Raw genomic sequence first — 25349 nt, 5'->3', positions numbered from 1 at the left:
GCCAAGAAGGCCGGCGCGGATGCGCTTATGGTCACGCCGACATTCTATAATGTCCTGGTGCCGGACGCGGCCGGCAACAAGCGCTTTTACGGCGCGATTTCCGAGGCGGTCGGCCTGCCCATCATCATCTACAACGTCGTGCCGCAAAACGAGATCTCGTCCGAACTCTTTTCCGAGCTGCTCGATATCGAACATGTAATCGGCGTCAAGCAGAGCGTCGGCGGCATCATGGCCATGTACGACATGCGGATCGCCTGCGGCGATCGCGGCATGGTTTATGCCGCAACCGACGAAATGCTCCATTCCTGTTTCGCACTCGGCGCCGATGGCGCGATCTCTGCCATTCTGGCTCTTTTCCCCCGGCTTTCGGTTCGCATGTGGGACCTGACGCGGGCCGGAAAATACGACGAGGCGCTCAAGATTCAAAATCGCCTCTATCCCCTCTGGAAGATCGTGCGCGGACCGCAATTTCCCGCCCGCATGAAGGCGGCAGCCGGGCTTCTCGGGCGCGATTGCGGCTTCTCGAAAAGCCCGATGTCCGATGTGCCGGAAGAACTGGTCGACCGGCTGTCGGCAATTCTGAAAGGCGTGAAAGACGAATAGATGCAGGAGATATTACATGAAGCGGTGATGACAGGGGTAACCGCAAATCAACCGACGACTCTGTGACAGCGAGAAATTTGGTTTGGAGGCGGCGGTGCGAGCGAAGTGACTGGCGTGCCGCCCTTGATCTCCGGCTGCGCAGGCTCGCAGGTTGTGCACGCCACATCAGGCCAGATCCACAACCACCGACCGGCCTTTTTCTGCTATTTCCACCTCCTTTTCTCATTTTGGGCAGGTAAATGTCTTCAATTTGTAGGCCGATTCAGGATCACTTTACGGCCCCTTTTGAGCCTGTCCGGAAGGCGCCCCCAAATCGGTCATTCCCTCCACCAAATTGCGCGCCTGAAAGCGGCCAATCGTTCAAAGGCTAGTTGTCACCCGCTGGGTTAGTTAGAGTTCTTATCTCTTATGAAGCCTTGTTGACGGGGTTCAGAACACCTTCGAAACGACCGACGCTTTCGACTTGCCCGGGAGCGTAGTATCGCAAGATCTCGATAGCCTCCTTGCAAGCCGTTTCAATGTCGGCACTTAGAGGGCTCTCTGTCCACATTTTGCCTCCGTGGCTCATGTCTTGGATAAGCACACTTCTCACCTGGAATGCATGCTGGGAGTTTGCCTCGTTCAGGAATGCCTGAAGGTCCGCCTTCTGGGGATAGGCGAAGCGCCAGATGCCCTCCAGCACCGACCTGACGGCGTTCGGTGTAGCTGGGTTCGGCGATGCTCTGGATGTGGCGACATCGATGATGTGCTGCAAGTGAAAGATGTGAGGCGCGACAAAGTTCTTCTGGTTGACTATCTCGTGCTTGTGACCGCGCGACACCAATTGGAAAAGCGCGTTCTTCTGAACTACGTTGTTGTTCAGCACCACGTTGTAGAAGAAGTCGTGGTGGGTAAGAATGAGCAGCTTAGGACGTTCTGAGCCGTTCGTGTTGATTCTAATGTCTCCGCCGTCGATGCGCAGAGTCTTGAGAATCTGGCAGATGCAGTAGACGTAGTCGAACGAGACTGATGATACAGGATCGTCGACGATTAGGTAGAGCTTCCGATAGTCGCCCACCTCATATATTTTCAGGTGCGACTGCGCCACAAAGTAGCAGAATGCCAAAACTGTCTTTTCGCCGTCGCTAAGAGTTCGGTCGCTACCGCGCACCATGTTCTTCTGATCGCGCTTAACACTGAAGTTCTCTCTATCGAAGGAGTAGCGACCGTGGAAGGCGAAGCTGATCAGCTCTTCTAGAGTGTCGGCCACCTTTTCACGGGCTTCCACCTTGTCGCCGCTGGTCTTCTTTAGTGCCTCTATCGCGTCGGAAAGCGCAGCCCGCTGAACCTCCTTGGCGGCCAGCTCATCAATCGCGGCCTTGTTCTCCTCACGGAAGTCGTGGTTGAACGCCGAGCACCCGCGACGCTGCAAAGCCAACCTCTCGCTCGTCGAGTTATCGACAGTCGAATTGAGTTTCTCGATGTGAGTTCGGTTCGTTTCTCGGACCTCGTTGATTCTCGCCTGCAACCCTTCAATGCTGAAATCATCACGGAGCCAGATCGAGCGGGTGATGTCGGCCGCCTTCTCTTCGAGCAGCCCATCGACCTCGTCCAGCAGGCGGAACATCTTCTCTCGAGGCTCAGCATCGTCTTGGAGCGATGTCGAACTCAACGAAGGGAAAGCGACCTTCAACGCGTCGTATCGAATTATAGCCTGGTTAAGGTTTGCCTCACGACGCAAAAGCTCGTCGCGGATCGCAGTCGTCTGGCCCTTCATGCGCCTGATAGATGTGCGTGTCTTTGCCTCGGCGTCGGCGAAGTAAGCCAGGTAGGCGTCAATGACAGATCTGGCGTCGAGGTCGAACTTCTGCGTGCAAAAGGGGCACTCCTCGTCGTTCTTTAGGAGCTGGACGCCCTTTTCGAAGAACTCTCTATCCGCCTCGATCTTGGCCTTCACCTCAGCGGCGATGGTGGACTGGTCGATGCGGCGCTCCAAGAGGGAGCGGATCTCGTCCACGTTCAGTTGGACGCTCATCGCAGCTAATAGGTTGGGCTTCTCCGGATCACTCGGGACGGCCTTCAAAGCGTTGAACTGCTCAAGGATCACCGCACTCGTCGGCAGCTTCTCGGGACGCTTACCAGTTCCTCGGCACTTCTCCAGGTCGAGCCCGCTAAAATCCTGCAGATTGGCTCGTATTGATAGGGCCTTTCGGAGCTTGTCTTTCCCCCTTTGAAAGGCCTCGCTGAGCGCAAGGACGGCTTCATCGAGATCGCCAACTATTTTCTCGAGCTCTGCCTCCTTGTCCTGCAACTCGAGATTCTCCTTCCCGAGAATGATCTGATGGTCGATGTCGCCGTCGAGTTCGTAAGAGCGACTGGCTAACTCGGCGCCGACGTAGTCGGACGAGAAAACGTGAAAGATATATTGGCTGGGGAAGCGGCTGATGAGTCCGGAGGTCTTATCGAATGCGATTCTGGCGATCTCAGCGGTGCCTTCGAGGAGTGACAGCGCGCCGTCCGAGCTCTCCTCGGAGACAACGTCAGCGGGGTCAATGTCCTTCTCACCCTCTCCGAGCGGCCCGTCCAACGCCCGCAAAGCCCGCGAGATGAAGGACTTCCCCGTGCCACTTGTAGCGAAAAGCAGATTCTGCCCTTTCGGAGAGAGCTTGCCTTCAAGTTCCATGACCGGACCGATGTGCTTGACCCGGACGCTCAAACAGGCATCGTTATTCGTATCAGATTTCATCTAGCCCCCCCTCCTGTTCTTTGGGACTAAACTCAAAGCTCCAATATTTTGTACTATGCGATGCGGTTAGTACAGCTTGTTCGATAGTCGTAGATGCCTGCCAATGGTGGAGATTCCGATTTGTCGAGGAGTGGGCCTACAAGCCGACAGTCCGCTCCCGGCCCCGTTTCTGCCGGTCCGGAAGGCGCCCCCTATTCAGTCATTCGGATCCTTGCGAAAATTGCCTAAAAGCTGCCCATCCTGCTGCTATCACAAAAGTGACGAGCCACGAATAATATGGCTCTACCACAGTCATAATTATGCCATCATAGATGATGCCGCATCGGACCTTGAGGGCACCCATGGTATGGAGAGACAATGGGATTAGTTCAGTTTTTGAAGGACAACGCCGACTTGTCAGGCTGGGCTCAATTCGCAGGCGCTATGATAGCCCTCTTCTTAACGTACTGGACGGCGCAGTACCCTTTGCGACACCGGAAAAGGCAATTAGAGTCGTCGGCAAAGAGATTGCTCCTGAACGGTTATGAATCATTCGAGAGTTTCCACCGTACGTCGGAGCATCTGCACCTACAGGCGATTAACCTCAGGGCCGCGGGTCTCACAATGTCGGAAGTCGCTAGCGAGATTGATCGGTTTCCCCTTTTTGAACTGGAGGATCAAGGCTCACGATCGCTTGCCCGAAGTTTGGTCGCTGTTAGTCGACTTCTGAGGCTATCCGAACTTTCTCTTCAAGATATGGCGCAAAATCTTGGGGCAAGCGCGATGACCGAAGACGAGCGCGAGGATCTCCGGATATTCTTGGCTGGTCAGATGAAGCTCGTCGAAGATATATTGAGCGGAGCGCCACTGCAAAGACCGGATCCCCCTGTCACATACTACATATGTGACTAGCAGGCGCGCCAGATGTTCGGTTTCCTCAACGGCAAACTTCGCGTCGAACGTTCCGGAAAGCGACATTCCGTACCCGGCCCCATTTCCGCCAGCCAGCATCTTGGCGATCGGCGATTTGCATGCGCCGGAGAGGTCTATGCCGATAACCATTTGCGCTTTGGCGTTTGATATATTGCCTTCTCTTCATTCGTCCTTTCAAACGCCGTTTTCAATGGTGGCTTTCAGAGAATAACCGAGCCGACGGTGATCAGAAGATTGGCAAATCGCCTCGTTTCGCCCGTTGCGATCACGAGGAGCGCGTCCTTCGCGCGCACTTCAGCGTAAAACGCGTCGCGGCTTGTCAGTGTCATCGGCGTTTCGGCAGGCAGGATCTCAAGGTATTCGCCGTGGATGGTGTTTTCAAAATCGTCCGGCCAGGCGAGCATGGTGGTCGCTTCGATATCGATGAACTGACTGATCCCCTTGAGAACCGTGGTCGCCGGGATCATGCCCGGCGCGAAATTCAGATACACGATTTCCGCATCGGCCGACGAATTCGTGACCACGGAATAATTGGCATCGGCAATGAGGATTTTCGCCTTGTGCCCGCATTTCGCCAGTGCTGACAGCAATTGCGGATGAATGATTTGTGTTTTCAGCATTTCAAACCCCTGGGGGGAAGCCGATGCAGGCCTGCCTGCACCGGTTGCCTGGTTACATGCGGTAAATGCCGCCATTTATGTCGATTGTCGCGCCGGAGATGAAGCCGTCATATTCCGATGCGAGGAAGGTAATCGTGCGCGCCACGTCTTCAGCAGTTCCTGCACGACCGAGCGGGATGCCCTTGACGGTCTCGTCTGAAGACTCCTTGGTCGTGTGGATATTGTGGAAGCGTGTGCCAAGGATCAGTCCCGGCGCCACCGCGTTGACCCGGATGCCGTATTCGCCGAGTTCGGCGGCAAGCGAGCGCGTCCACGTCAAAACGGCCCCCTTGGTCGTGGAATAAGCGAGCGAACCGGAGTGCCCGCCGGAACGACCGGCCAGCGAAGCGAGATTGACAATGCTTGCGCCTTCGGTTGCCGCCTTCAGATGGGGGAGAGCGGCCTGCGTGACATTCAGCATGGTCGTCATGTTGACGTCGATGACCGTCTTCCAGAAATCCTGGTCAATCTCGCCCAGCCATTTGCGCGCTATAATGCCGCCGACATTGTTGATCAGGACATCGATGCCGCCGAGGAAAGCGGCAGCATCCTGCGCACATTTATTGGTTTCCTCGACATCGGTCAGATTGGCATAGCCGAACGCCGCACGTTGCCCCCGCGACGTGGCGAGTGCCACCAGTTCTTCAGGACCTTCCCTACCGCTGAAATAGTGCACGTAGACATCGCATCCGGCTTCGATCAGCGATTTGGCCGTGTGAAAACCAATGCCCTGTTCAGCACCGGTAATGAAAGCCCTCTTGCGTTTTAACTTTTCCATCATTCAAACCTTTTCTGTGTTCCGCTGAAACCGGGGCCGCGCTTACGGCTGCGCGAGGTGCGGGATAAATGTTGAGATCTGCGGGACGAAGACGAGCAGAACCAGATATGCGACCACCAGCAGGATGAAGGGGGCGGCATGGCGCACGGTCTCCATGTAGGGGACTTTCGCAATCGCATTGGTAACGAAGAGAAGGACGGCAACCGGCGGACTGACAGCACCGATCTGGTTGGCCAGAATCATCATGATTCCCAGTTGCAACGGATCGAAACCATAGGTCTGGCCGACATAGGTGGCGATCGGCACGAAGACAATCAGCACCGGCAGCGCTTCCAGGAACATGGTCAGCAACAGCACGATGGACAGCATCAACAGCACGATCACGTATTTGTTGTCCGATACGCTGCTGAGAAAGCCCAGCACCAGTTCATTGAAATTCACATAGGACAGGATCCAGCCGAGCGCGCCGGTGACGGCGATGATGCCGACAACCATGGCCGTTGTCACAGCAGCATCAAGAACGATGCGCGGCAGATCCTTCAATCCGATCTGTCGATAGATCAGCATGCTGACAACTGCGGAATAAAGGCAGGCGACCACGCCGGCCTCGGTGGCCGTGAAGACCCCGGCGAAAATGCCGCCGAGAATGATGAAGGGCGCAAGAAGCGCGACCCAGGCGCTGCCAACGGCCCGGATCATTTCGATGATTGTTGCCCGCTTGGAATGCTTTGCAAGAGCCGGATAACGTCCGGTGCCGGCCAGAAAGCGGATGAACAGCATCAGCAGGACAGCCAGTCCGAGACCGGGCAGAATGCCTGCCAGAAACAGGCCGCCAATCGAAACGCCGGTCATCGCGCCATAGACGATCATGGTCATTGACGGCGGAATGATCGGACCGATAATGGCCGACACGGCGACAATGGCCGAGGCCAGCCCGCCGGGGTAGCCTTCACGTTTCATTTCCGGAATCAGGATCGAGCCGACAGTTGCGGCCTCTGCGGCCGATGAGCCGGAAACATTGGCCATGGCGGTACAGGTGACAACGCTGGTATGCCCCAGACTGCCGCGAAGATGGCCGACAAGCGTCTGCGCAAAGCCAACCAGCGCCCGCGACAGACCACCTTGAGCCATCAAGGCGCCGGCAAGAATGAAGTAGGGCAGGGCGAGCAGGCTGAAACTGTCAATCATGGCGAAGGTGCGCTGGGCAAAAAGCCCGAAATTCACGCCGGGAAGCACCAGAATGCCGGCCGCACTTGTCAGGCCGATGGATAAAAGCACCGGAAACCCCAGAAGAACGAGTGTCAAAAGCCCGCCGAAGAGAAGAATGAGGGTCATCAGGAGAGCCTCCCCAGCATGCGCAGGATCAGCCGCTCGCCCGCACAGATGATTGTGTAGCCGCCACCCAGAACGAAGCCGAAATAGACGTAATTCATGGTGACGCCCAGGCCGGCGCTGATCTGCCGCGAGGTGATTCCGAGCAGCTTTGAAGCCGACCAGATGAGCAGGATGCCAAACGCCAGCCAGGAGACATCGATGGCCAGACGCACGGTCGAGCCGGCCATCCTGGGCAACATCAGTTGCAGGACATCGACGCCAATATGGGCATTGCGGCGATAGGCAATGGAAATGGCCATGAAAACCAGCCAGATATGGCCATAGCGCTGGAATTCTTCCGACCACGACAGAGACTGGCCAAGGAAGAAGCGATTGATCACCTGTGCGATGGCCACAACAACGATCGCAATGAACATTGCGATGACGATGACCTCAATCGCTGCATGAAGATATCTCAACGGTCCCAGCGACGGCGGCTTTGCCGAAGCATCGCCTGTTTCGTCCGGACGCACTTCTGCAACGGCATCATGGTTTTCCATGACCGCCCCCTTTGAAATGTCAGGATTTTGTTGGTCTCCAGAGGGCATCGAATACACCCTCTGGTCTTTGTCTTGCGAAGGTTGCGCCGCTTGGAGCGCCGTGCGTCCATTCGGACGCACAAAGTGTGCTCTAACCTGTTGAATCGACGCATCGTGCTTTACGAAAATCGAGTCCGGCTTTCGGGCCGATGCGCTAGTTCGATCCGCCTTCAGCGCGGATTTTTTCCAGGATTTCCTCAGCGCCCAGCGAGGCGGCAAGTTCATCCTGCACGGGGCGAACCAATTCCCTGAACGGCGTCACATCGACCTGCGTTATGACCATGCCTTCTTCGGCAAGTGCATCCAGAGCATCCTGTTCGCGCAACGGAGCGAGCGCCCGCTCGAAGTCTGCCGCAAAATCCGCCGCGGCCAGGACCTGTTCTCTCTGTTCATCGTTGAGCTTGCCCATGAACGCGCTCGAGCAGACGAAGGCGACCGGACCCAGCAGATGACGCGTCAGCGTATAGTGGTCGGCAACCTCATAGAACTTGTTGGCATAAACCAGCGCCGCGCTGTGCTCGAGGCCATCAAGGACACCGGTCTCCATGGCGGTATAAATCTCGCCGAAAGCCATCGGCGTGGCGTTGGCGCTCATGGCGTTCACCGTCTTCACATAAACGTCGGTGGGAATGGTGCGGATCTTCAGGCCCTTGAGATCTGCGGGACTTTCAATGGGCTTGTTCGTGGCGACATTGCGGTAACCCCAGCTCGCGAGCCAGCCGACGACCTCAAAGCCGGATTGTTTCAGCCCTTCGGCCAGCTCATCGCCGACTTCGCCGTCAAGAACGCGGTTGAGGTGATTGTAGTCGTTCCAGATATAAGGCAGTTCGATAACGCCAAGGCGCGTGTCGAAATTGTTCAGGATCGCCGTGCCGGAAATGGCGCAATCGGCGCCCGAACCCAACTGCATGGCCTCATACACCTCGCGCTCCTGCCCCAATTGATTGTTGGGGTAGATGGTGACGTGAATGTCATTGCCGAAATCATCCAGATAGTTCTGAAAGGCCCATGCGGCTGCGTGCAGCTCAGACGCCAACGAGGCCTGGCTTGAATGCGCGACCTTGATATCAAGCGCGGATGCCGCGCCCGAAAGGGAAACGGAAAAGCCCAGTGTTGCGAGTAGCAGCTTTCTCATCTTGAATCCTCCCGTGATTCATCTTGCTCATACAATACTACTACACTGTACATGATATTAACGCAACTGCCTTGATTATAGGCAAAATTGATAAATTATGGCGAAACGACCGCAAAAATGTGCTAATGGGGCTTTCCTGCATATGACAGGCGACGGAGGCGACACTGAAATGGGATTCGAACAACTGACGGTCAAAGTGCATTTACGCGTGGCCGATGCCCTGGGCCTGGCGATTGTGCGAGGCGACTATCAGCCCGGCCAAGCACTGCCGCCTGAAACGCAGCTTTGCGAACAGCTCGGGGTCAGCCGCACCGCGTTGCGGGAGGCAATCCGCGGCTTGATTGCCAAAGGACTGATCGAAACCGCGCCGAAGCGGGGCACGTTCATTCGTGATCCCTTTTTTTGGAACCACCTCGATACCGATGTGCTGAGTTGGAGGGTGCAGACGAGCGATCTCTCGCGCTATTTGGAGAAAATGTTTCAGCTCCGCCGCTCCACGGAACCGGAAGCAGCAGCGCTCGCGGCCTGCCACGCCCTGCCGGTCGATCGTGAACGCCTGTCGGCGGACTTCCAGGCGATGGTGGATGCCGGCAACGACGACAGGGCGTGGGTCGCAGCTGACCTTTCCTTCCATCGCTCCATCTATCTGGCGACCCGAAACGAGTTTTTCTGGCCGATCGGGCAGATGCTGGCGGTAAGCCTGTCGCAGATGTTTTCGATTGCCGCCAAAGGCTCGCACCGCCAACGCGCCATCATCGAGCACGGCAATCTTTGTTCGGCCATCGTCGACGGCAAGCCGGAAGAAGCCCGCGTTGCCTCTTTGACCCTGTTGGACAACGCTGCTTCGGACATTGAAAGAGTGCGTTCTGTGGGCCGCTGAAGTTTCGTCCCGGTTTCGACGGCAGAAAAGGCGGCATCCCTCGCCGCCGCCATCTGCGTCTTGCCGCCCGCAGATATGGGTTTACTGTCGGATGTCGGCGAAGGACGCTGGCAATGATCTGGCGGCGCGAATGTCTGCATTCGCCATTTGTGACTCCTTAAGCGGCCCGTCTCCTGCCGGCCCCTTTGCCGTCGCTCCGCCTATTCAATGCAACTTCGGCTGGGTTTCAAACATTTCCGCTCGACCAATCAAGCGGATGACGGACCTGAGGCTGAGTGCCTGTTGACTGTCGGCAAGCTGCTGAATGACCTCGATCGATGTTTCCGACAGCTTATGGCGCTGCCCTTCCTGTCTGGCGAAGACGGTAAGAGTAAACGCCCTGACCGGAATCGGCATCATCGCGATTCCGACAGGTGTCCTAGCGCGCGCCTTCTCCGAGGCCCTGCAGAAAGCGCGGAACGATCTCGATGACAATTAAGTGATAGCCGTTGGCTCTACCCTTCAAGCATTTGGCCTCACAGGCTGAGTCGCAATCTTTCAAGGATCACTTGAGGCAATCATTAAAGCTCACCTTAATGGCTGGATCGCCACCGACCGGAACCAAAATTCTCGCACTTAGGAAGAAACCGGAAGCCCCATAACTATTTAAGGCGATTAAGGTATTGCTGCTGGCAATTGCCCAGGCATCAGCTTTTGAGATTGCCAGCGTCGCCAGCAGATTGGAATTGGCATAAAGCCAGAAGCTATTTCTTCCATAATCTCGTGTACCTTCAGGCGAAGAGATGCTGAAGCCATCAATATGTGTTGTTGCAGGGTCTGCTATGTCCGTAGGCAGGCCACGTTCGGGACTGATGGCATAGAAATTAATCATCGGCGTGCCGCGCAGGCAGAACGTGTCCACCTCATAAACTCGCTCACGTGTATCAATATTGCCTAAACTGGTCGCAACGGCTACCGGGAGATCGAATTTCGGTTCGATTCGGAATTTTTTAAAGCTTCCATCATCGACAATACCAAGCCAGAGCAGCTGGGCATTATCTGGAATGAACATGTCATCCGGCCCGGTTTTCATCATAAAATCTGTTAGCTGCGGAGCAGCGCCCATATCGCGCAGATAAGAATTCAAAATAGCGGTCACCGTAAGGGTAGACATCAGATTTGAATTACTTGCTCCATCCGAATTGGAAAACTGATGAAAGCCGATTTTGTTACCGTCAGGCACATCGCGTTTTACCCCTCCCATAAAGGCAAATGCACAGGCAGAATAGCATCCCGCACCAGCATGTTCCTCTCGATAACTAAACTCATCTTCGCCCGGAGCAAGCGGGCCATAGCGAGTGACAACTGTTTCCGCCCCGCGTTCTCTCAGGAAGCTACCGATATCAAGTCCGTCCCAAAGGCTTCCGCCTGGGCTATCCATGGCCACAACATAATTGAAAGTGTCAAACTCACTGGTATCCCAAAAGGCCCTAAACTTTTCGGCATCTCCGGGCTCAATGTCACCAGCCATAACGATGGTTGTCACCGCGTTACGACGGATCGCCGAAAGCTCGATTGCCTCGGCTGGTGTTTCGCTAAAAACTGTCAAAGCTGCCAAAATCGCAACCAGTATGATACGCAAGTCGCCCCCCTCTGACGTGTCTGCCTCATCAACCCGAAGAGAAACGTCTGGTCAAGACATCCGGCTGAGAAACGCGCGAAAGTTGGTGATGCCCGGAGGCGCGTCATATCATGGCGGTGCCCTCCGAACCGGCAGATACGGGGCCAACTGCTTACTGGCAGATTTAGTCTCAGCAACTAGCCAAGCGGACCTTCAGGCTTGAGAGAAACATAATCGCTTTTGGCCCATTGCTACCGTTAAAGTCGGGTACTGCGAACGGCAAATCTTGACGCATTCCAGCTGTCTGCACGGTGCGCAACAAATGTCCGAAACCCGCCCTGTTGGGACCTTCGGGTTGAGTGCCGCGAACGGCTGCTTACCGCCCCATATCTGCCATTCAGACAGCTCTTTGTTTATGTCTGGCAAGTCCCGACCATTCCCACTATTTGCCTGTACGCGACCCGCTACTTTACCCTACCCTAAACTTTAGCCCTGACTTTAGGCTTCGAATTTAGCCTCAGACTGGGCAGACCGCGCGGTGCCAAATACCCGCAGGGCAAGGGGCTGTAGGAAGGACCCGCGGATTGCCTGCCCCCTGCCCTGACGACAAAGAGCGGGTCACCGAAGCAACCCGCTCTCATCAGTCTCATGCGGAGCACCCGTCCCGCTGATACGCTGCGATCGTGCCGAGATCCCGACGGGATCATCTTCGACCGCCAGGCGTATTGGCTCACACCTTGCCGATCACGGCAAGCGGCACGACCATCGGCGTCAGCCGGCCGAACAGATCAACCTCGACCACGACATCACCCTTGCCTTTGCTGTTGGCCGTGACCACCGTGCCGATCTGCCCCTCGAAGATTCCGTCGCCGATTATCACCCGGTCGCCGGCTGCGACCATTACGTCGCTGTGGCGCTCATAGTCGAAGTCGCCATTGTCAGCCTTGCGCATGATCTGAGCCACCTTGTCGTCGGATACAGGGTAAGGCGTCTCCCAGCCCCCGAGAATGGCGATAACATGATCAAGCCTCAGCAGACCTCGAAGCGCCCGCGCCGTGCTGACAAAGCGGACAAGCACATAACCGGTCATCAGCACCTCGTCCCTGACCGGCAGCATTCGCCCGCGCCTGCGCCTCTGTTTGCCCTTGCGCATCGGCACAAGCGCCTCGGCCCCAATGTCCTTCAGCACCGTCTCCACCTGTTGCTCATGGCCCGGATGAACCGCTGCCACATACCATGTCGCCTGGTCATGGGCTTCCGTCAGGGCATGCTGCTCATCAAGGCGCATGCGTCTGAGGGCTGCATCCCGTTCCAGACGCCGAAGGCTGTCCTTGCCGAGTTCGGCCTCAAGGCTCGTCATATCCCGTGTCATTGTGCTGCTGCCCCGCTTGTCCGTCCGATCCGTTCCAGCCTGTCGAAGAAGGCAGCAAGCGCCGCCTTCGGTCCGTCCTCATCAGGGACTGGCGGGAAGTAGACCCACTCCACCCGTCCCGTATCGGGAAGCCATGGATAGCCATGGGCATGATGCTCCGCCTCCCATGCCCGCCAGAGATTGCCATCCACCCTCACCTGTTCGAAGTCTGCCGAAAGCAGCACGGTTTGCGGGGAGACCCGGACACCGCGTCCGGGATAGCGGATGGCCTGTTCATGCATGGCATTGACGGCAGGCCAGCCCATCTTCTGCATGCGCTCGCGCCAGAGTGCCTTGCGGTCTGCCCTGCCACCGGCAATCTGGCTTTCCTGGAAGCGGGTCAGCGGTGGAAGACGGGCGCAGGGATCAGCAAGCCGGATGAAGCGTTCGGCCATCCATGCCTTGCCGAAGGTCGCGGCAATCGACGGGCCTGTTGTTGCCTCCATCCCCTCCGGCACCTCCTGCCAGCGCCGTTCCTTCAGATAGGTGCTCGCGGCAAACTTCACCGCCTGTCCCTTCATCGCCGAGAAGCTGAGAAAGGCTGGCAGCAGGGAAGCAGCGACTTCACGCTCTGCATGAGGCAGTGCCTGCCATTCGGCAAAGGCGCGTTCATCACTGTCGTCGCCGAAGGTCGGCCATTGCCGGTAGAATTTGAGGAAGGCCTTTCTGACGGTCTTCCGGCCCGGTGCATCGCTCTCAGCGCTCATCGACTTCCTCCTTGACCGTGCGGGCTGCGGCAGCCTTTGCCAGCATTGCCCTGACGGCCGCTGCCTTCTTCCGGCGACGTTCGCGTTCCTCCTCGCTCATCTGTCTGGTGAGACGCCTGCGTTCTTCCATGGCCTTCTGTCGTTCCCGCTCCAGCACCAGCATCTCCCGGTCATGCCGGGCGGCCTCGTCGATCATGGCGGAAAGCTCTGCCGGTTTGGGCAGGAAGGAGCGATAGCGCTCATAGCGTCCAAGCCTGAGGTTCTCGAACACACGGCGCATGGCGGCGATCGGTTTGCCGCACAGCACTTCGGCATAGAGCTCCGGCGCCATATCCGGGTCGATGCTGTCTGGAACCACGAAGCCGCGTTCGATCAGCTTGGTCAGCATCAGGTCTGACTGGTAGCTTTCAGCCGGTTCAAGCGCTGCCTTCAACCGTCCAGTCTGATCTGTCGATGTCGATGATGTCTGCAGTTGCGTTGCCATTGTCCTGCCTCATGCGCTTGTGGAGGGCTTCGCTGACCCGCCTGTTGTGGTCCCGGATCTGTTCGGAGCGTGATTGCCTGCCGGAGGGTGATGGCGGCGCTCTGGCTGGTGCTGCTGCCGGCCTGTCGGTCCAGCGGTCCTGATTGAGCCATGTCGAGAGATTGCACCACGGCCTGTCATCGCGTTTGGCGACGTAGCGCTTCAGCCCGTCCATGATCGTGTCGAAGTCGGCGCGCTGGCGTGCCGAGGCCCAGGCCTTTGCCGCTGTCTTGCGGGCGACCTTCTGCGGGTAGAGCGGCCAGACATAGGTGTCGAACTCGGCTGTCAGGCCGGTGATGTCACCGCCATGACGGCGCGAGCGGCGCTTGCGGTCTGTGCCTGCCGAGGCCGAGGACGATCCGGTTTGTTGGTTGGCATCGGTTGCCTCGGCTGCATCGAAGGCTTCGGAAGCTCCTGCCCTCCCTGCCCTGTCCGTTTTGGCGCTGAGATCGGCCTCGGGTTCTGCTTCGAACAGCCCCTTGTCCGCCGGTTCGGGGGGAACTTTCTTTTGGGCCCCTTTAGGGGCCTTTTCTTTAAGGGGAGAATTTTTCTCTTGGGGGGTGTGGGGGGTGTTCTCTTTTTGCCCGTCACCGTAACGCGTTACGTCACCCGTAACGCAGCGTGACGCCGCGTTACGGTCAAAAGCCTCTCCATCAGTCGCCTTGTCGCCGCTCTCGCAAGCAATTCCAGGGCCTGTGGCACCATCGTCTGTTTCTGCCGCACCGTAACACGAAGCGTAACGCGTTACGCCTGCGTTATGCCCAGCATCGCTCCCTGCCGCACGCCGTGCCCGATAGCGCGCCTGCCGGATGGCCGCCGCCGAACGACCGCCATTGCCCTCTGCCGGCAAGCCGGCATCATCGCCGGCCTGCACGAACACAGGCTCGCGCTCGGCCAGTGCCTGAGCCGTGCGGCCGATCAGATCGGCATCCACCCCGGCACGCACCATATCGGCAATGAGTGCGGCAACCTCAGACATCAGCCGAGTTCCCGTTCGACCCGCTTGCCGAGACGATTGATCTCGTCGGCCTTCTTCGAGATGTCCATCGCCATCTTCACCAGCTGATCATGCGCCTCGCAATGGCTCTTGCGGGCGGCCATGAAGCCGGCATGAAGACGCTCGAACGCTTCCTTCTCTGCCGTATAGCGATCCAGCAGCGGATTGCTGCCCTCAGGCCCGAAGAAGGCTTCTCGCACCTCGCTCACCCATGCGCGGGGAACGTTGAGATCACGAGCAACCGTCGTATCCGTCCATGAGCCGCCATAGGCATTGTCGCCATAGACGTCATCCAGCTTCTCCATGATGATCCGGCGATCATCCCGGCCCATCTGCGGCGGGAGCTCTGCCTGGAGAGCCTGTGCCTCGGTCGGGGTTGGCGAGGTGGTGATCGCTGTCGTCCTTGCTACTGCCACCTTTGCCTTTGCCGCATTTGCTGTTGTCTTGCGCGGTCCTGCCGCCATCGTGTCGGCTCCTTTCGTCGTCTGTTTCCTGTCTGAAGAAGATTTGCGGCTACAGGCCGGGCAGCGGTCTTCGGCCGGTGTCGCACCGACCAGCCAGCCATGAGCGCCAAAGGCCGCAATGGTCGCCGCCGGCTCTCCCTGCCGCAGTGCTGCCGTGGCCGGCACATAGCCCGCTGCCTCGCAGCAGCCGCAAACAATGCGCAGTGCCGATACCCGGCCGCTGCTACTGGCAATGCCAGTGCTTTCGAAGTGGCGAATGTGTCGGAGGTCGGGTTGTGCGGGTCGTGAAGAGATGGTCATGTCGCCCTCCCCGGTTTCCGGTACATCAGCTTCAAATGCTGCGGGCAGTAGGCAGAATCCTCTGCCACGGGTCTCCCGCAACACGGCGCATCGGGACCAAGGGCATCCTCGCCAGCGGTGATGATCAGGCGGCACTGGAATTCGCCGCAGTCGATGAAGGGAACTGTCTTGGATCCGGCAATCTGCATGTGCCGGGTGTCATAGGCACGGATGGCTGCCCGCCGGCGTGCCTCGATCCGACGCGCGGCTGCCAGTGCCTCGTCTTCTGCCGTCGGGTATGTAGGTTGCTGATGCGTTGGCGCTTTGCCCCGCCCTCGCCCAGCTTTCCCGTTCTTTGCAGTCTTCCCTGCCTTTGCTGCCTTTGCTTTCTCGCTTGCCGGCTTCTTCGGCGGACCCGGCTTTCGGGGGACCGCCCCCTTGGGAAAGCGTTCGGGATTGCGCGAGACAAGACCGGCAATCACACCACGCGAGACATCAAAGGCGGCAGCAATCACCGCAAGCGTCTCGCCGCCGCGATACATCTTCGCCATCCGATCAAGCGCTTCAGGGTTCCAGCGTGTCATCCAGCCTCTCCGTTCCGTTCGGGATGCCCGCCCCTTTGCCAAGACAGGCGGCGGGACACCGGAGCGGAACAATCAGCTGAACCGTGGCTTTCGCCGCCAGTCGACCGCCGCCTCGACAGCCTCCATGCACAGCGCATCCATCTCGTCTTCGCTCAGTTGATCGGGATCGATGGTCTGGAGGATCCGGATGGTCTGAGAATCACGGACTGGCTGCCAGGCATCCGGCCGCGGTCTGATCTCGCCTGGCATCACCCGGTGTGAGGGTGCTTCGGCAAAGGGAAAGGCGCCCTTCATCGTGCAGCCCTCCCCTTGAGGACATCCAGACCGCCGCCGGCAATCGCATCGATCAGGCAGCGCTTCAGCCGGTCATGACTGATCTCCTTGTCGGAGAGCTTCTCAAGGCAAAGCCGGGCTTCCGTCGGCGTCACATGGCCATCCGACAGCGCCTCCAGAATGGTGCCGGTCAGATCGCTTTCACTGGCCTGATCGCCGGCAAGGCACTGGATCAGCGACAGCGCGCGCTCACGCCGCTCTCCCGAACCTGAAAGCCGGCGCGCGGTCACAGACGCCATTGCCGCTGTCACCAGCGGTGCATCGGTATCCTCTTCCAGGATCCGCACCACCGGGATCGGCATGATGTCGGTTTCGCGCTTGCCGTTCCAGCGGCCGACGGCACTGGTTGAGCGGCTGGTGATCAGAGCCACGCGCTCAATTCCGCCGGCCCGGCGGATCAGGTCACGTTGGGCGCAGCGGATGGCGAGGATGAACGGATCGATTGCAGGTTCTTCGGCCATGTCTCTCCCTTTCGAAGACAAAAAAAGACATTCGCGCCGGGAAAGGCCCGGCGTCGTTTCCCATGGTGGGACGGTTGATCGCGGTTTAGGGTTGGATCAGTTGAACAGAGCCTCTAGGGCGGGCGCAGTCGGGAAGGACAGGATGAAAGAAGGGCCGCAGCCTGCGACCGCACATCACCGCAGCGCCGGAGCAGGCTCCCACAAGCCCTGCCCCGGCGCACCCGGCACAAGCCAGCCCGAAGACTGCCCGTGCGTCCCGCGCTGCAACAGGCCACGGGAGGTGTGGCTCGGCGCGCGCGGCATGGGATGTGAGGGAAAAGAAAGGGCCGTGCCTGACGCAAGGACATTGGCACGGCTTCACCGGAACGAAACCGGCAAGGTGTCCGCGCGGATCTCTGGACACACGCGGATTGGGGGGATGGGGAGAGAGGCGTCGGGGCAACCGACAGACCGCACCCTAGACCTGAATATTTGACGTACGGATCCAGCTTCATGTGCGCAATGTGTCATATGGCGCTATTTTGTCAATAGGCACATTGCCATTTGGCGGTTGAAACTTGTTCCAATTGGCAAAATACCTAACCCATGGCAAACAGAGTTCGCGAACTCCGCAAATCCAAATCTGTAACTTTAGAGGAGCTGTCCGAACGGACAGGTATCTCCCATACCCATCTTTCCCGCATGGAAAGCGGAAAGCGTGGACTTACACTCGAAAATGTAATCAAGATCGCGAGAGGTCTTGAGGTCGAACCAATCGAACTGACAGACGAGTTTGATCATGAAGCCCTGTCTCTCGCTGGCGATATGCCGTCTCTTCTAAAGCCCGCCCGAAAGACGGGAGATGTTGAAAATCTCAACATCGTGTCAGGAGCCGGCGGAGGTGGTCTTTTGAGCGTCGAATACACCGATGACGGGGAATTGCTCGACCCGTCAATGTCTGATGGCTTCTGGTCATTTCCTGAAACAATTAAGGCTGGATGGCCCAACCTCAACCGTATTAAGGCGGTGCCCGTAATCGGTGACAGCATGGAGCCCACTGTTAAAAAAGGCTCCACCGTCTTTGTCGATACAGATCATGTCTTTCCTAGTCCGGAAGACATATATGCCTGCGATTACGGGGACGGTCTCGTCATCAAGCGCTTGAAGCTTGTTCCTAGAACCGACGACATACTCGTCATCTCGGATAACAAGGAGCGGTATGGCGAACCCGACCGCCTCTCTCGCCGGGATGTTCGCGTTTATGGGCGCATTGTTGCCTGGTTCCAATGGCGCGGATAACGGCGCTTGCCGAAAGCCGGGGTGTGAACTGCGGTCTCAGTCCCTGAGAAATCCGTTTTCAGCATAATTCAAGAAGCCTGCTCCAGCGGGCTTTTTTTGTGTCGACAGCACGATTATGCCATTTGGCACATTCCCTCTTGCCAACAATATTGTCATATGGCACATTTTTCATGCCAAACAATCTGCCCGAGGATGCAGCACCGATTATGACGCTCACCTCAGGCACGACGCATGGAGAATGTGATGAGTGTCTATCTGGTTCGGGCCACAGAAACCAAAATGCTGCATGGCATCGTCTGGGGTAATCTCGATCAAATATGGGACGCCCTGGACGAGATGGACCAACCGGATTTCTTCGAATACGCAAAACTCAAGCCAGGCGGCCTGCTTTCGCCCTCCGGGATAGAGCCTGCGAAAACGAACGAAACCGACTGCACCACCCAAACGCCCCTCGCCAACGGCGGTTTCCTCCCCGCAGATATGGAGCCATCCGAGCGAACCTTCGACGCGCTGTTCGACCCAGATAGTCTGCGTTGGAGGCGCTTCGACGATACGCTCGGCAAGCATGGCATGGTTTCTCGGATCTTTGCGGACATGAATGCTGAAAAAGGCGCTGAAGTATGAACACGCGCCTGACAGCTCACCGTCACCCCCTTACGCAAGATGACTGCGACCTGCTACGCCGTATCGCACTTCCAGCGGTCGTCATCGGCAGCGCGCTTCTTCTCATTTTCACAGTGCGGGCAATCATCGTCTTCGAAAGCGCCCTCGCTGCGGTCTCTGGAGTCTGACACCATGACAGGAGCGCGTGCCGCCACGAGCCCAATGGAAGCGAACTCCCTCGCGGCGGCTGGGTTGCCTCGGTGCGAGGTGCACCATGCATGATAGATTGCCCGCAAGGAAGCGTTTGGAAAGTTATCGCGCGCTGATAACGAGCGCCACACCGCCTTCCGACGTCATGGCCGACACGGAGGGCATGCATCTGGAAATATCCGGACCGGGCGAACCGGAGATCATCTGCTCGCTTCCGGTCTCCTGTCCGGCAGACAACCGCGAACTGATCCGAAGGCATATCGAGATTCCAGCCGACCTGATCGGCATGTTGGATGCAGCAGCGCGTCGTGATGCCGAACGACGACGCGAGATCGAGCAACTGCGGCGAGAGCTTGAAGCCAAGGGCGGAAGGCCAGCGAAGGACTATTCTGCCGAATGCGCCATGAAATGCGCCGAGCCGTCATTCATGCGGTTTCTCATCGAACGGCACGACCTTGCGCAACCGGCGACAGAAAAGACGACTGCAACACGGGTACGGTCTGTTCTCGCGATCGCAAGCCGCAGCGCGTTGAACATCGACCCTGCGGCAGCAGCCCACTGGCGGGAAATGGTGAGAGAATTTGAGGCTTGGAGGCGAAGAGTTTGACGGTTCAGCCCTCAGATATATCCGAGAAATGGAGCATCGAACAGATCGAACAGGCACTCAGTCGTCTGGCAGAAGAGATCATAGCACGCGGCGAAAAAGGACAGGTCCTGCTGCCAATGTATTCTTGGCTAGAAGGTCAATTGGAGAAGCGGGAACAAAACCGAGCTGTGATGGCATCAGTGCGCGCCCGGGCTGAAAAAAGAGCACATCAATAAAGCGGCTGGCCCAGAAAATTCGCCAAGTCATGCAAACATGCTCGCTGCCCCCCATTCAGAGACAGCTTTCATCGAAGCTGAGCGTGATCCTCTCAAGCTCCTGACGCCTCCATTCCAGCGACCCACCAGAACCATACTTCGGCCTGTCAATCGCATGCCCCATGACCATCATACGCAGCTCTGTATCCAGCCCCGCTTCCTTCATACGATCCTCAAACGCATGGCGGATTGAATAGATCTTGTGCTTTGATGTCGGAAACAGGGAACGGGCTCGAAAATACTTGTTCAGCGTCTGGGAGAGTGTTTCCTCGCGGTTCTTGTACCTGGGAAAGCCGTCCGGATGAAATCGCATGGCTGCCAGTGCGACACCCGTAAGCGGCACAAGCCGGATCGACGAGGTCGTTTTGATTTCTCGCGGATCGGCCCGATCAGCCCGGGGCGCTATCGCTATGTGGGGAACTTCGTGATCAAGGTGAATCTGTTCAGTCACCAGATTACAGATCTCAGACGGCCTAGCGCCCGTTTCGATCAGAATCTGTACGATATGACGTGCTTCTTCGTTCAAACCTGATAGCGCGCCCGGTGCCAATACACACCTCTCAAGCCATTCAGCAGAGAATGGAGGCCGCTGGGCGCTGTTCTTGTCGCGGAATGATAGGTTAGCAAACGGATTATTGTCCGACGATACACCCTGATAGCGTTGATAGGATCGCCAGATGTTGCGAAGGCAGCCGATATCCTTATTGCCGGACGAAGCGCTTCTTTGGGCGGGGCCGTCAGCCGGTGCAATCTTCTCCCGCCAGTATCGGTAGAGTTTCAGAGCATCCTGGCGATCGATTTCATCGAAATACTTATCTCCGGCAACCGCAATGAAATTTGAAACGGCCCGGCGCCGCACCTTAGTCCAGTTGCGCCTCTGTGTAGCGCTCTTGCCTGCAACTTCCGGTGCAGCAATTTCTGTCAGATATAGCTCGAAGGCTTCGGACAATCGAACGCGCGGCCGAGGTTCAAGCCCCAAAACCGCCGTGGCGTCCATGCTCTTTGGCGGTGAAGACGACAATGCATCCAGTCGGAACATGATCTGATCGCCGGTCTCACTTGCCATCACATCGGCTGCCGGACGATAGGTGAAATCCAGAGCACGCGCTCGCGCCACGGCTGCGCGGTAGCGTGCGTCCGCATTACTGCGATCATCCCCCCCTAAATATGCGCCCCACAATGCGTTGTCAGCCTCTTCGTAGGCGTCACGTTTAATCCGAGCCATCGCAAGATCACGAGTCCCGAGCGAAATTCGAATAGCCGGCGCTCGGGGATCAAGGTCTATCGCAAGTTTCGGCACCCGCCGAACGTACATGTAAATACCTTGTCGCGTGGTCAGAAAGCGGTCAGGATTCTTTCCTTTGGACGTGGTTCGCATAGCGCTCGTTACCCAATTTGCTGCACACTTTGTTGCACGCAAAAGGCATTGAGCGCAATATCCAGGGAAGAGATTTCCTAATTTTCAGTTGAAAAACAAAAGCTTAATGAAGAGCAACGGTAAGAAATTTGGTGCCCCTTGCCGGAATCGAACCAGCACTCCTTTCGGAACCTGATTTTGAGTCAGGCGCGTCTACCAGTTCCGCCAAAGGGGCCCGCCGGTCGAGACCGGGTTGGGGCGAAATATACGGGGATCGGGCGTTGCGTCAACCGGGATTTTGATCCCGATCATGCGAAAAGCCGGCATCACGCCGTAGTGAAGAATGGACAAGCGGCGCGGGATTTACCATCCTCCGGCAATATTCTAAATCCCTGTCGCCAATCATTTCCGGATCATCCCATGTTGCGCCGCCTTTACAACTGGACACTCTCCCTTGCCGCGACGCGCCACGCCGAACGCGCGCTTTTTGCGGTGTCGTTCGCCGAGAGCTCGTTCTTTCCCATTCCGCCGGATGTGCTGATGATCCCGATGGTGATCGCAAAGCCGCTCAAATGGCTGCGTATTGCCCTCATCTGCACGCTTGCCTCGATCCTCGGCGCGATCGGCGGCTACCTGATCGGCATGTTCCTGTTCGAGGCCGTCGGCCAGCCGATCCTCGCCTTCTACGGCAAGGAACACTCCTTCGAGCAGATCGCCGAGTGGTACAACACATGGGGCGGCTGGGGCGTTCTCTTCGCCGCCATCACCCCCTTCCCCTACAAGGTGCTGACGATCTTCTCCGGCGCGACGGGGCTCAATTTCGGCATATTTCTGCTGGTCAGCGTCATCGGCCGCTCGTTCCGCTTCTTCCTGATCGCCTTTCTGCTCAACCGTTACGGTGTGCCGATCCGCGATTTCATCGAGAAATATCTCGGCATTCTCTTCACCGTCTTCGTCGTTCTGCTGTTCGGCGGATTCTACCTCGTCAAATACGTCTTCTAGGTTCATCCCATGCTCCCCCGCTTCATTACAGACAATCGCCTCGTCATCAGCCTCGTTCTGGTGACGCTTGGCATGGCCGTTTCGGTGCTTTCGGCCCTCGGCTTCGAGCATATCGGCGGCTATATCCCCTGCCATCTCTGCCTTCTGGAGCGCAAACCCTATTATATCGGCGTGCCCGTCGGCATTGTCGGCCTGCTCGCCATCCGTTTCGGCTTTCTGCCGCGCCTTGTCGGCAGGCTGGCGCTCCTCGTCATCGCCGGACTGATGATCTGGGGCATGATCATGGGCATCTACCACTCCGGCGTCGAATGGCACTGGTGGGCGGGCCCGACGGATTGCTCCGGCTCCCTTTCCGGCATGACGACGGATGCCAGCTCGCTTCTGGCCGACCTCAACCGGGTCACCGGTCCGAAATGCGACGAGGCGGCGCTGCGCGTGCTGGGCCTCTCCTTCGCCGGCTGGAACGTAGTCGTCAGCATCATCATCGCGGCTATCGCGCTCTGGGGCGTCGGCAAGCCGAAAAAGTAAGATCATGGCAGAACACCGGGCGCATTTTTCGCGCCCGGGCCTCTTGATCCTCACCCCGCTATAGCTTCTACATTCCTCTGCATATCAAACGCGGAGGCGAAGCATGTCGGGGCATCATCACGATCACAGCCATGGCGGACATGGCCATGGCGGCCACGGGCATTCCCACGCGCCCAAGAGCTTCGGCCGCGCCTTTGCCATCGGCATTTCCCTCAACATCATCTATGTGGCGCTGGAGGCGGTTTTCGGCGTCATCACCGGATCGCTGGCGCTTCTGGCCGATGCCGGACACAATCTTTCCGACGTTCTGGGCCTGGTGATCGCCTGGGGCGCGATCTGGCTTGCGGCGAAACCGCCGGGCGGCATCCGCACCTACGGCTTCAAGCGCGCGCCGATCCTGGCGTCGCTCGCCAATGCCATCATCCTGATTGTCGCCGTCGGCGCCATCAGCTGGGAGGCGATCGGCCGGTTCTTCACGCCCGAACCGATCGAGACCGGCACGGTGATCTGGGTCGCGGCTGCCGGTGTGCTGGTCAATGGCTTCACCGCCTTTCTGTTTGCCTCAGGCAGTAAATCGGACATCAATATTCGCGGCGCCTATCTTCACATGGCGGCCGATGCCGGCGTGACCGTCGGCGTCATCATCGCGGCCATCGTCATCAGCTTCACCGGCTGGGACTGGATCGATCCGGCCGTGAGCCTTCTCATCGGCATCGTCATCCTGATCGGCACCTGGGGCCTGCTGCGCGATTCCACCCGGCTCGCCATGGATGCGGTACCCGCCGGCATCGACATCGACGAGGTGCGCAAGCTTCTCGAAGGGGCCGAGGGCGTCGACGAGGTTCACGACCTCCATATCTGGGCGCTCAGCACCACCGAAACGGCGCTGACGGCGCATATCGTGTGTGCCGAGGGTTATCACCGAACCCTGCTCTCCACGCTCCCCGACGAGTTGCATGAGCATTTCGAGATCGGCCACGCCACGCTGCAGATCGAAACGGCCGAAACGGCCGAAAAATGCAGGCTCCGGCCGTCGGAGATCGTCTGAGCCGCGGGGGCATCGTTGGTGCAGTCGCGTCAGAGACTGGCCTCGGCATCCAGATGGTTACGATTGTCCAGCCGCGGTCAACCACGCTTAGGATCGCTTCCGGACGAAAAACCGGTAACCACTTTTTCTGAATGCTCTCATCTAGCCGTCCCGTCGCCGTGCGGGGTATGGCTGCTCCGACGGTTCGCGGCGGTCGAGTGCGGCCGCCGGTCACCATCCAAATTTTCATGCTTTTTTGCGGCCTGATGCCCGACAATAACCCCGGTCGCCATGGATGCCTCTCGGCGGTTGCCACGACGACCGGGAGGGGAGGGCCTCAGAACGAGGCCTTGGAGAAGATGCGCTCATACATCCGCTCGGCGATGGCCTCGGGATCATGATCCAGCTCGTCGGCAATGGCTTCCCATTCCGCAAGCAGGGCCGTGAAATCGTTAACCAGGGCCTCGGCATTTTCCACGCCGCGGGCATTGGCTGCCTGGATGATCTCCGCGCGCTCGGACTGCTGGAAGTCTGACCAGGCCTGGGCATATTCCTCACCGAGATTTACCAGGATGATGCCTTCTTCCTCCGCCGCTGCCATTCCGCGCGCCTCGTCGACGTAATAGCCGTTGGTCACATCCATGATCGCCTTCGGCATCTCCTTACGGAAGGCTTCGCGCTGGGGTTCGCTCAAGGCTCCCCATGTGTCCTGGTTCATGGCCATCAGCACCACCGCAGAGAAAGCGCCGTGCGAGGTGTCATCCACGATCGAAACCACCACGTCCGAGAGGCTGTAGGCCACCAGCCAGTCCTTGGGGGCGAAGACGCAGTCGACCGTGCCGCGCTGCAGGGCCTGCTGGAAATCCGGTGGCGACAGCGACTGGCGCGACATGCCCATGCGCTGGGCCCAGCGGTTGAACATCGGGTTCCCCTCGGCAGAGCGCTTGCCGCGCAGCGCATCAATCCCGGTGACCTCGAAATTGCACATCAGGTAGTAGGGCGTCGAAGCGTAGGAGCCCATGGGGATGGCGTTCTGGGCCGCGTATTCCGAAAGACAGCCGGGACAGTTCATGAGCAGCGTCTCGGTGGCGGCGGCGGCACCCGACAGGCCGTCATTGACCAGCGCCTGGGTTTCGCCGAGTGTGACATGCGTCTTCAGTTCGGCGGAATTATAGGCCGGCACCAGCACGCCGCCATCGACGATGCCGTCACGGATTGCCGGCAGGGTTGTCGCATTGTTGAACAACTGGCCGCCCATGAAATTCTGAAAGGTGATCGCGTCCTCGGTTCCGGCGAGTTCTTCGGTGATCCGCTCGAACATGGGCACGGTGCCCAGCCGGTTGTTCGGCGCCGCCGGCGGCGTCCAGGACGAATAGGTGAAATCGGTGGCGATGGCGGGGCCTCCTCCGATCATCGCAGCGGCGGCAAGCGCCAGGGTCAGTCTCTTGCTCATGCACGTCTCCTCCTTTTGAAGATTCGACCGTCCTCTCCCTGGACGGCCGCTATGATCCGCCGAACA

The 25349-nt window shown here is 58.2% G+C and carries 28 protein-coding genes and 1 tRNA gene; 9 read left to right on the top strand and 20 right to left on the bottom strand.

The genetic code is table 11. The features are described 5' to 3' along the window. On the top strand, positions 1-603 hold a 603-nt coding region (locus GGR30_RS21240), incomplete at its 5' end, for a dihydrodipicolinate synthase family protein (RefSeq protein WP_183490917.1). 406 nt (positions 604-1009) lie between these two features. Here GGR30_RS21240 and GGR30_RS21235 read toward each other — a convergent pair. From GGR30_RS21235 to GGR30_RS21205, 7 genes are all read right to left on the bottom strand, one after another. Then, positions 1010-3328: an AAA family ATPase gene (locus GGR30_RS21235; protein ID WP_183490915.1), complete on the bottom strand. Its 2319-nt coding sequence runs from the start codon at positions 3326-3328 to the stop codon at positions 1010-1012. Between the two features lie 711 nt (positions 3329-4039). After that, entirely contained in the window at positions 4040-4369 is a 330-nt protein-coding gene (locus GGR30_RS21230; protein ID WP_183490913.1) for a hypothetical protein, read from the bottom strand. 71 nt (positions 4370-4440) lie between these two features. Then, complete coding sequence (locus GGR30_RS21225) at positions 4441-4860, bottom strand: RbsD/FucU family protein (protein ID WP_183490912.1); 420 nt, start codon at positions 4858-4860, stop codon at positions 4441-4443. 52 nt (positions 4861-4912) lie between these two features. Continuing rightward, positions 4913-5680, bottom strand: a complete 768-nt coding sequence (locus GGR30_RS21220) for an SDR family NAD(P)-dependent oxidoreductase (RefSeq protein WP_210288136.1) — start codon at positions 5678-5680, stop codon at positions 4913-4915. Between the two features lie 39 nt (positions 5681-5719). Beyond that, positions 5720-7012 (bottom strand): TRAP transporter large permease, encoded by a 1293-nt coding sequence (locus tag GGR30_RS21215; RefSeq protein WP_183490910.1) that lies wholly within the window; start codon positions 7010-7012, stop codon positions 5720-5722. After that, positions 7012-7551, bottom strand: coding sequence for a TRAP transporter small permease (locus tag GGR30_RS21210; RefSeq protein WP_183490908.1), 540 nt, complete (start codon positions 7549-7551; stop codon positions 7012-7014). Before GGR30_RS21210 ends, GGR30_RS21215 begins: the two co-directional genes overlap by 1 nt. 193 nt (positions 7552-7744) lie before the next feature. After that, positions 7745-8725, bottom strand: a complete 981-nt coding sequence (locus GGR30_RS21205; RefSeq protein WP_183490906.1) for a TRAP transporter substrate-binding protein — start codon at positions 8723-8725, stop codon at positions 7745-7747. A 169-nt stretch (positions 8726-8894) separates the two neighbouring features. On the opposite strand from GGR30_RS21205, the gene GGR30_RS21200 reads away from it, so the two are divergent. Further along, positions 8895-9605, top strand: coding sequence for a FadR/GntR family transcriptional regulator (locus tag GGR30_RS21200; RefSeq protein ID WP_183490904.1), 711 nt, complete (start codon positions 8895-8897; stop codon positions 9603-9605). Positions 9606-9809: 204 nt separating this feature from the next. Here GGR30_RS21200 and GGR30_RS21195 read toward each other — a convergent pair whose 3' ends face one another. The 10 genes from GGR30_RS21195 to GGR30_RS21150 all read right to left on the bottom strand — a co-directional run bounded on the left by GGR30_RS21195 (position 9810) and on the right by GGR30_RS21150 (position 16964). Continuing rightward, a complete protein-coding gene (locus GGR30_RS21195; RefSeq protein WP_183490902.1) occupies positions 9810-10004 on the bottom strand; it encodes a hypothetical protein in 195 nt (64 codons plus the stop codon). 145 nt (positions 10005-10149) lie between these two features. Continuing rightward, on the bottom strand, positions 10150-11226 hold the full coding sequence (locus GGR30_RS21190) for a COG3904 family protein (RefSeq protein ID WP_183490900.1): 1077 nt from the start codon (positions 11224-11226) through the stop codon (positions 10150-10152). A 709-nt stretch (positions 11227-11935) separates the two neighbouring features. After that, a complete protein-coding gene (nusG, locus tag GGR30_RS21185; RefSeq protein WP_183490898.1) occupies positions 11936-12577 on the bottom strand; it encodes a transcription termination/antitermination protein NusG in 642 nt (213 codons plus the stop codon). Next, positions 12574-13323 carry a hypothetical protein gene (locus GGR30_RS21180; RefSeq protein WP_183490896.1) on the bottom strand — a complete coding sequence of 250 codons (750 nt, stop codon included), beginning with the start codon at positions 13321-13323 and terminating at the stop codon, positions 12574-12576. The genes nusG and GGR30_RS21180 overlap by 4 nt, the downstream gene beginning before the upstream one ends. Continuing rightward, positions 13313-13807 carry a hypothetical protein gene (locus tag GGR30_RS21175; protein WP_183490894.1) on the bottom strand — a complete coding sequence of 165 codons (495 nt, stop codon included), beginning with the start codon at positions 13805-13807 and terminating at the stop codon, positions 13313-13315. The genes GGR30_RS21180 and GGR30_RS21175 overlap by 11 nt, the downstream gene beginning before the upstream one ends. Continuing rightward, positions 13740-14825 carry a hypothetical protein gene (locus GGR30_RS21170; RefSeq protein ID WP_183490892.1) on the bottom strand — a complete coding sequence of 362 codons (1086 nt, stop codon included), beginning with the start codon at positions 14823-14825 and terminating at the stop codon, positions 13740-13742. Before GGR30_RS21170 ends, GGR30_RS21175 begins: the two co-directional genes overlap by 68 nt. Then, the gene (locus GGR30_RS21165) at positions 14825-15607 is read right to left on the bottom strand and encodes a hypothetical protein (RefSeq protein WP_183490890.1); all 783 of its coding nucleotides are present in this window, start codon (positions 15605-15607) and stop codon (positions 14825-14827) included. Before GGR30_RS21165 ends, GGR30_RS21170 begins: the two co-directional genes overlap by 1 nt. Beyond that, positions 15604-16170 (bottom strand): GcrA family cell cycle regulator, encoded by a 567-nt coding sequence (locus GGR30_RS21160; RefSeq protein ID WP_183490888.1) that lies wholly within the window; start codon positions 16168-16170, stop codon positions 15604-15606. The genes GGR30_RS21165 and GGR30_RS21160 overlap by 4 nt, the downstream gene beginning before the upstream one ends. Positions 16171-16242: 72 nt before the next feature. Further along, positions 16243-16464, bottom strand: coding sequence for a hypothetical protein (locus GGR30_RS21155; protein WP_183490886.1), 222 nt, complete (start codon positions 16462-16464; stop codon positions 16243-16245). After that, positions 16461-16964: a hypothetical protein gene (locus GGR30_RS21150; RefSeq protein ID WP_183490884.1), complete on the bottom strand. Its 504-nt coding sequence runs from the start codon at positions 16962-16964 to the stop codon at positions 16461-16463. The genes GGR30_RS21155 and GGR30_RS21150 overlap by 4 nt, the downstream gene beginning before the upstream one ends. A gap of 585 nt (positions 16965-17549) precedes the next feature. Here GGR30_RS21150 and GGR30_RS21145 point away from each other — a divergent pair. From GGR30_RS21145 to GGR30_RS21130, 4 genes are all read left to right on the top strand, one after another. Continuing rightward, the gene (locus GGR30_RS21145; RefSeq protein ID WP_024710193.1) at positions 17550-18242 is read left to right on the top strand and encodes an XRE family transcriptional regulator; all 693 of its coding nucleotides are present in this window, start codon (positions 17550-17552) and stop codon (positions 18240-18242) included. Between the two features lie 243 nt (positions 18243-18485). After that, a complete protein-coding gene (locus tag GGR30_RS21140; protein WP_183490882.1) occupies positions 18486-18866 on the top strand; it encodes a hypothetical protein in 381 nt (126 codons plus the stop codon). Positions 18867-19149: 283 nt separating this feature from the next. Next, on the top strand, positions 19150-19662 hold the full coding sequence (locus GGR30_RS21135; protein ID WP_183490880.1) for a hypothetical protein: 513 nt from the start codon (positions 19150-19152) through the stop codon (positions 19660-19662). Next, positions 19659-19877 carry a hypothetical protein gene (locus GGR30_RS21130; RefSeq protein WP_144409500.1) on the top strand — a complete coding sequence of 73 codons (219 nt, stop codon included), beginning with the start codon at positions 19659-19661 and terminating at the stop codon, positions 19875-19877. Before GGR30_RS21135 ends, GGR30_RS21130 begins: the two co-directional genes overlap by 4 nt. Positions 19878-19932: 55 nt before the next feature. Here the strand turns inward: GGR30_RS21130 and GGR30_RS21125 are convergent, their stop codons facing one another. Next, positions 19933-21294, bottom strand: a complete 1362-nt coding sequence (locus GGR30_RS21125) for a tyrosine-type recombinase/integrase (protein WP_183490878.1) — start codon at positions 21292-21294, stop codon at positions 19933-19935. 129 nt (positions 21295-21423) lie between these two features. Continuing rightward, a tRNA-Leu gene (locus tag GGR30_RS21120) sits at positions 21424-21508 on the bottom strand. A 185-nt stretch (positions 21509-21693) separates the two neighbouring features. Between GGR30_RS21120 and GGR30_RS21115 the strand changes: the two genes are divergently transcribed. The 3 genes from GGR30_RS21115 to GGR30_RS21105 all read left to right on the top strand — a co-directional run bounded on the left by GGR30_RS21115 (position 21694) and on the right by GGR30_RS21105 (position 23851). Further along, the gene (locus GGR30_RS21115) at positions 21694-22275 is read left to right on the top strand and encodes a YqaA family protein (protein WP_183490876.1); all 582 of its coding nucleotides are present in this window, start codon (positions 21694-21696) and stop codon (positions 22273-22275) included. Positions 22276-22284: 9 nt separating this feature from the next. Further along, the gene (locus GGR30_RS21110; protein WP_183490874.1) at positions 22285-22803 is read left to right on the top strand and encodes a disulfide bond formation protein B; all 519 of its coding nucleotides are present in this window, start codon (positions 22285-22287) and stop codon (positions 22801-22803) included. A 103-nt stretch (positions 22804-22906) separates the two neighbouring features. Then, positions 22907-23851: a cation diffusion facilitator family transporter gene (locus GGR30_RS21105; RefSeq protein WP_183490872.1), complete on the top strand. Its 945-nt coding sequence runs from the start codon at positions 22907-22909 to the stop codon at positions 23849-23851. Positions 23852-24167: 316 nt separating this feature from the next. Here the strand turns inward: GGR30_RS21105 and GGR30_RS21100 are convergent, their stop codons facing one another. Next, the gene (locus GGR30_RS21100) at positions 24168-25283 is read right to left on the bottom strand and encodes a C4-dicarboxylate TRAP transporter substrate-binding protein (protein ID WP_183490870.1); all 1116 of its coding nucleotides are present in this window, start codon (positions 25281-25283) and stop codon (positions 24168-24170) included. Positions 25284-25349 lie beyond the last annotated feature (66 nt).

It is taken from the genome of Martelella radicis, from assembly GCF_014196625.1.
Lineage (GTDB): Bacteria > Pseudomonadota > Alphaproteobacteria > Rhizobiales > Rhizobiaceae > Martelella > Martelella radicis.
The sequence above is the reverse complement of the archived record's forward strand: the minus strand, read 5'-3'. Positions and strand labels throughout refer to the sequence as shown.

Bases quoted from the DNA above. Each gene is read 5' to 3' on its own strand.
- GGR30_RS21235 (WP_183490915.1), bottom strand. From the start codon at position 3,328: ATGAAATCTGATACGAATAACGATGCCTGTTTGAGCGTCCGGGTCAAG.
- GGR30_RS21230 (WP_183490913.1), bottom strand. From the start codon at position 4,369: ATGGTTATCGGCATAGACCTCTCCGGCGCATGCAAATCGCCGATCGCC.
- GGR30_RS21225 (WP_183490912.1), bottom strand. From the start codon at position 4,860: ATGCTGAAAACACAAATCATTCATCCGCAATTGCTGTCAGCACTGGCG.
- GGR30_RS21220 (WP_210288136.1), bottom strand. From the start codon at position 5,680: ATGATGGAAAAGTTAAAACGCAAGAGGGCTTTCATTACCGGTGCTGAA.
- GGR30_RS21215 (WP_183490910.1), bottom strand. From the start codon at position 7,012: ATGACCCTCATTCTTCTCTTCGGCGGGCTTTTGACACTCGTTCTTCTG.
- GGR30_RS21210 (WP_183490908.1), bottom strand. From the start codon at position 7,551: ATGGAAAACCATGATGCCGTTGCAGAAGTGCGTCCGGACGAAACAGGC.
- GGR30_RS21205 (WP_183490906.1), bottom strand. From the start codon at position 8,725: ATGAGAAAGCTGCTACTCGCAACACTGGGCTTTTCCGTTTCCCTTTCG.
- GGR30_RS21200 (WP_183490904.1), top strand. From the start codon at position 8,895: ATGGGATTCGAACAACTGACGGTCAAAGTGCATTTACGCGTGGCCGAT.
- GGR30_RS21195 (WP_183490902.1), bottom strand. From the start codon at position 10,004: ATGATGCCGATTCCGGTCAGGGCGTTTACTCTTACCGTCTTCGCCAGA.
- nusG (WP_183490898.1), bottom strand. From the start codon at position 12,577: ATGACACGGGATATGACGAGCCTTGAGGCCGAACTCGGCAAGGACAGC.
- GGR30_RS21180 (WP_183490896.1), bottom strand. From the start codon at position 13,323: ATGAGCGCTGAGAGCGATGCACCGGGCCGGAAGACCGTCAGAAAGGCC.
- GGR30_RS21175 (WP_183490894.1), bottom strand. From the start codon at position 13,807: ATGGCAACGCAACTGCAGACATCATCGACATCGACAGATCAGACTGGA.
- GGR30_RS21170 (WP_183490892.1), bottom strand. From the start codon at position 14,825: ATGTCTGAGGTTGCCGCACTCATTGCCGATATGGTGCGTGCCGGGGTG.
- GGR30_RS21165 (WP_183490890.1), bottom strand. From the start codon at position 15,607: ATGACCATCTCTTCACGACCCGCACAACCCGACCTCCGACACATTCGC.
- GGR30_RS21160 (WP_183490888.1), bottom strand. From the start codon at position 16,170: ATGACACGCTGGAACCCTGAAGCGCTTGATCGGATGGCGAAGATGTAT.
- GGR30_RS21155 (WP_183490886.1), bottom strand. From the start codon at position 16,464: ATGAAGGGCGCCTTTCCCTTTGCCGAAGCACCCTCACACCGGGTGATG.
- GGR30_RS21150 (WP_183490884.1), bottom strand. From the start codon at position 16,964: ATGGCCGAAGAACCTGCAATCGATCCGTTCATCCTCGCCATCCGCTGC.
- GGR30_RS21145 (WP_024710193.1), top strand. From the start codon at position 17,550: ATGGCAAACAGAGTTCGCGAACTCCGCAAATCCAAATCTGTAACTTTA.
- GGR30_RS21140 (WP_183490882.1), top strand. From the start codon at position 18,486: ATGAGTGTCTATCTGGTTCGGGCCACAGAAACCAAAATGCTGCATGGC.
- GGR30_RS21125 (WP_183490878.1), bottom strand. From the start codon at position 21,294: ATGCGAACCACGTCCAAAGGAAAGAATCCTGACCGCTTTCTGACCACG.
- GGR30_RS21115 (WP_183490876.1), top strand. From the start codon at position 21,694: ATGTTGCGCCGCCTTTACAACTGGACACTCTCCCTTGCCGCGACGCGC.
- GGR30_RS21110 (WP_183490874.1), top strand. From the start codon at position 22,285: ATGCTCCCCCGCTTCATTACAGACAATCGCCTCGTCATCAGCCTCGTT.
- GGR30_RS21105 (WP_183490872.1), top strand. From the start codon at position 22,907: ATGTCGGGGCATCATCACGATCACAGCCATGGCGGACATGGCCATGGC.
- GGR30_RS21100 (WP_183490870.1), bottom strand. From the start codon at position 25,283: ATGAGCAAGAGACTGACCCTGGCGCTTGCCGCCGCTGCGATGATCGGA.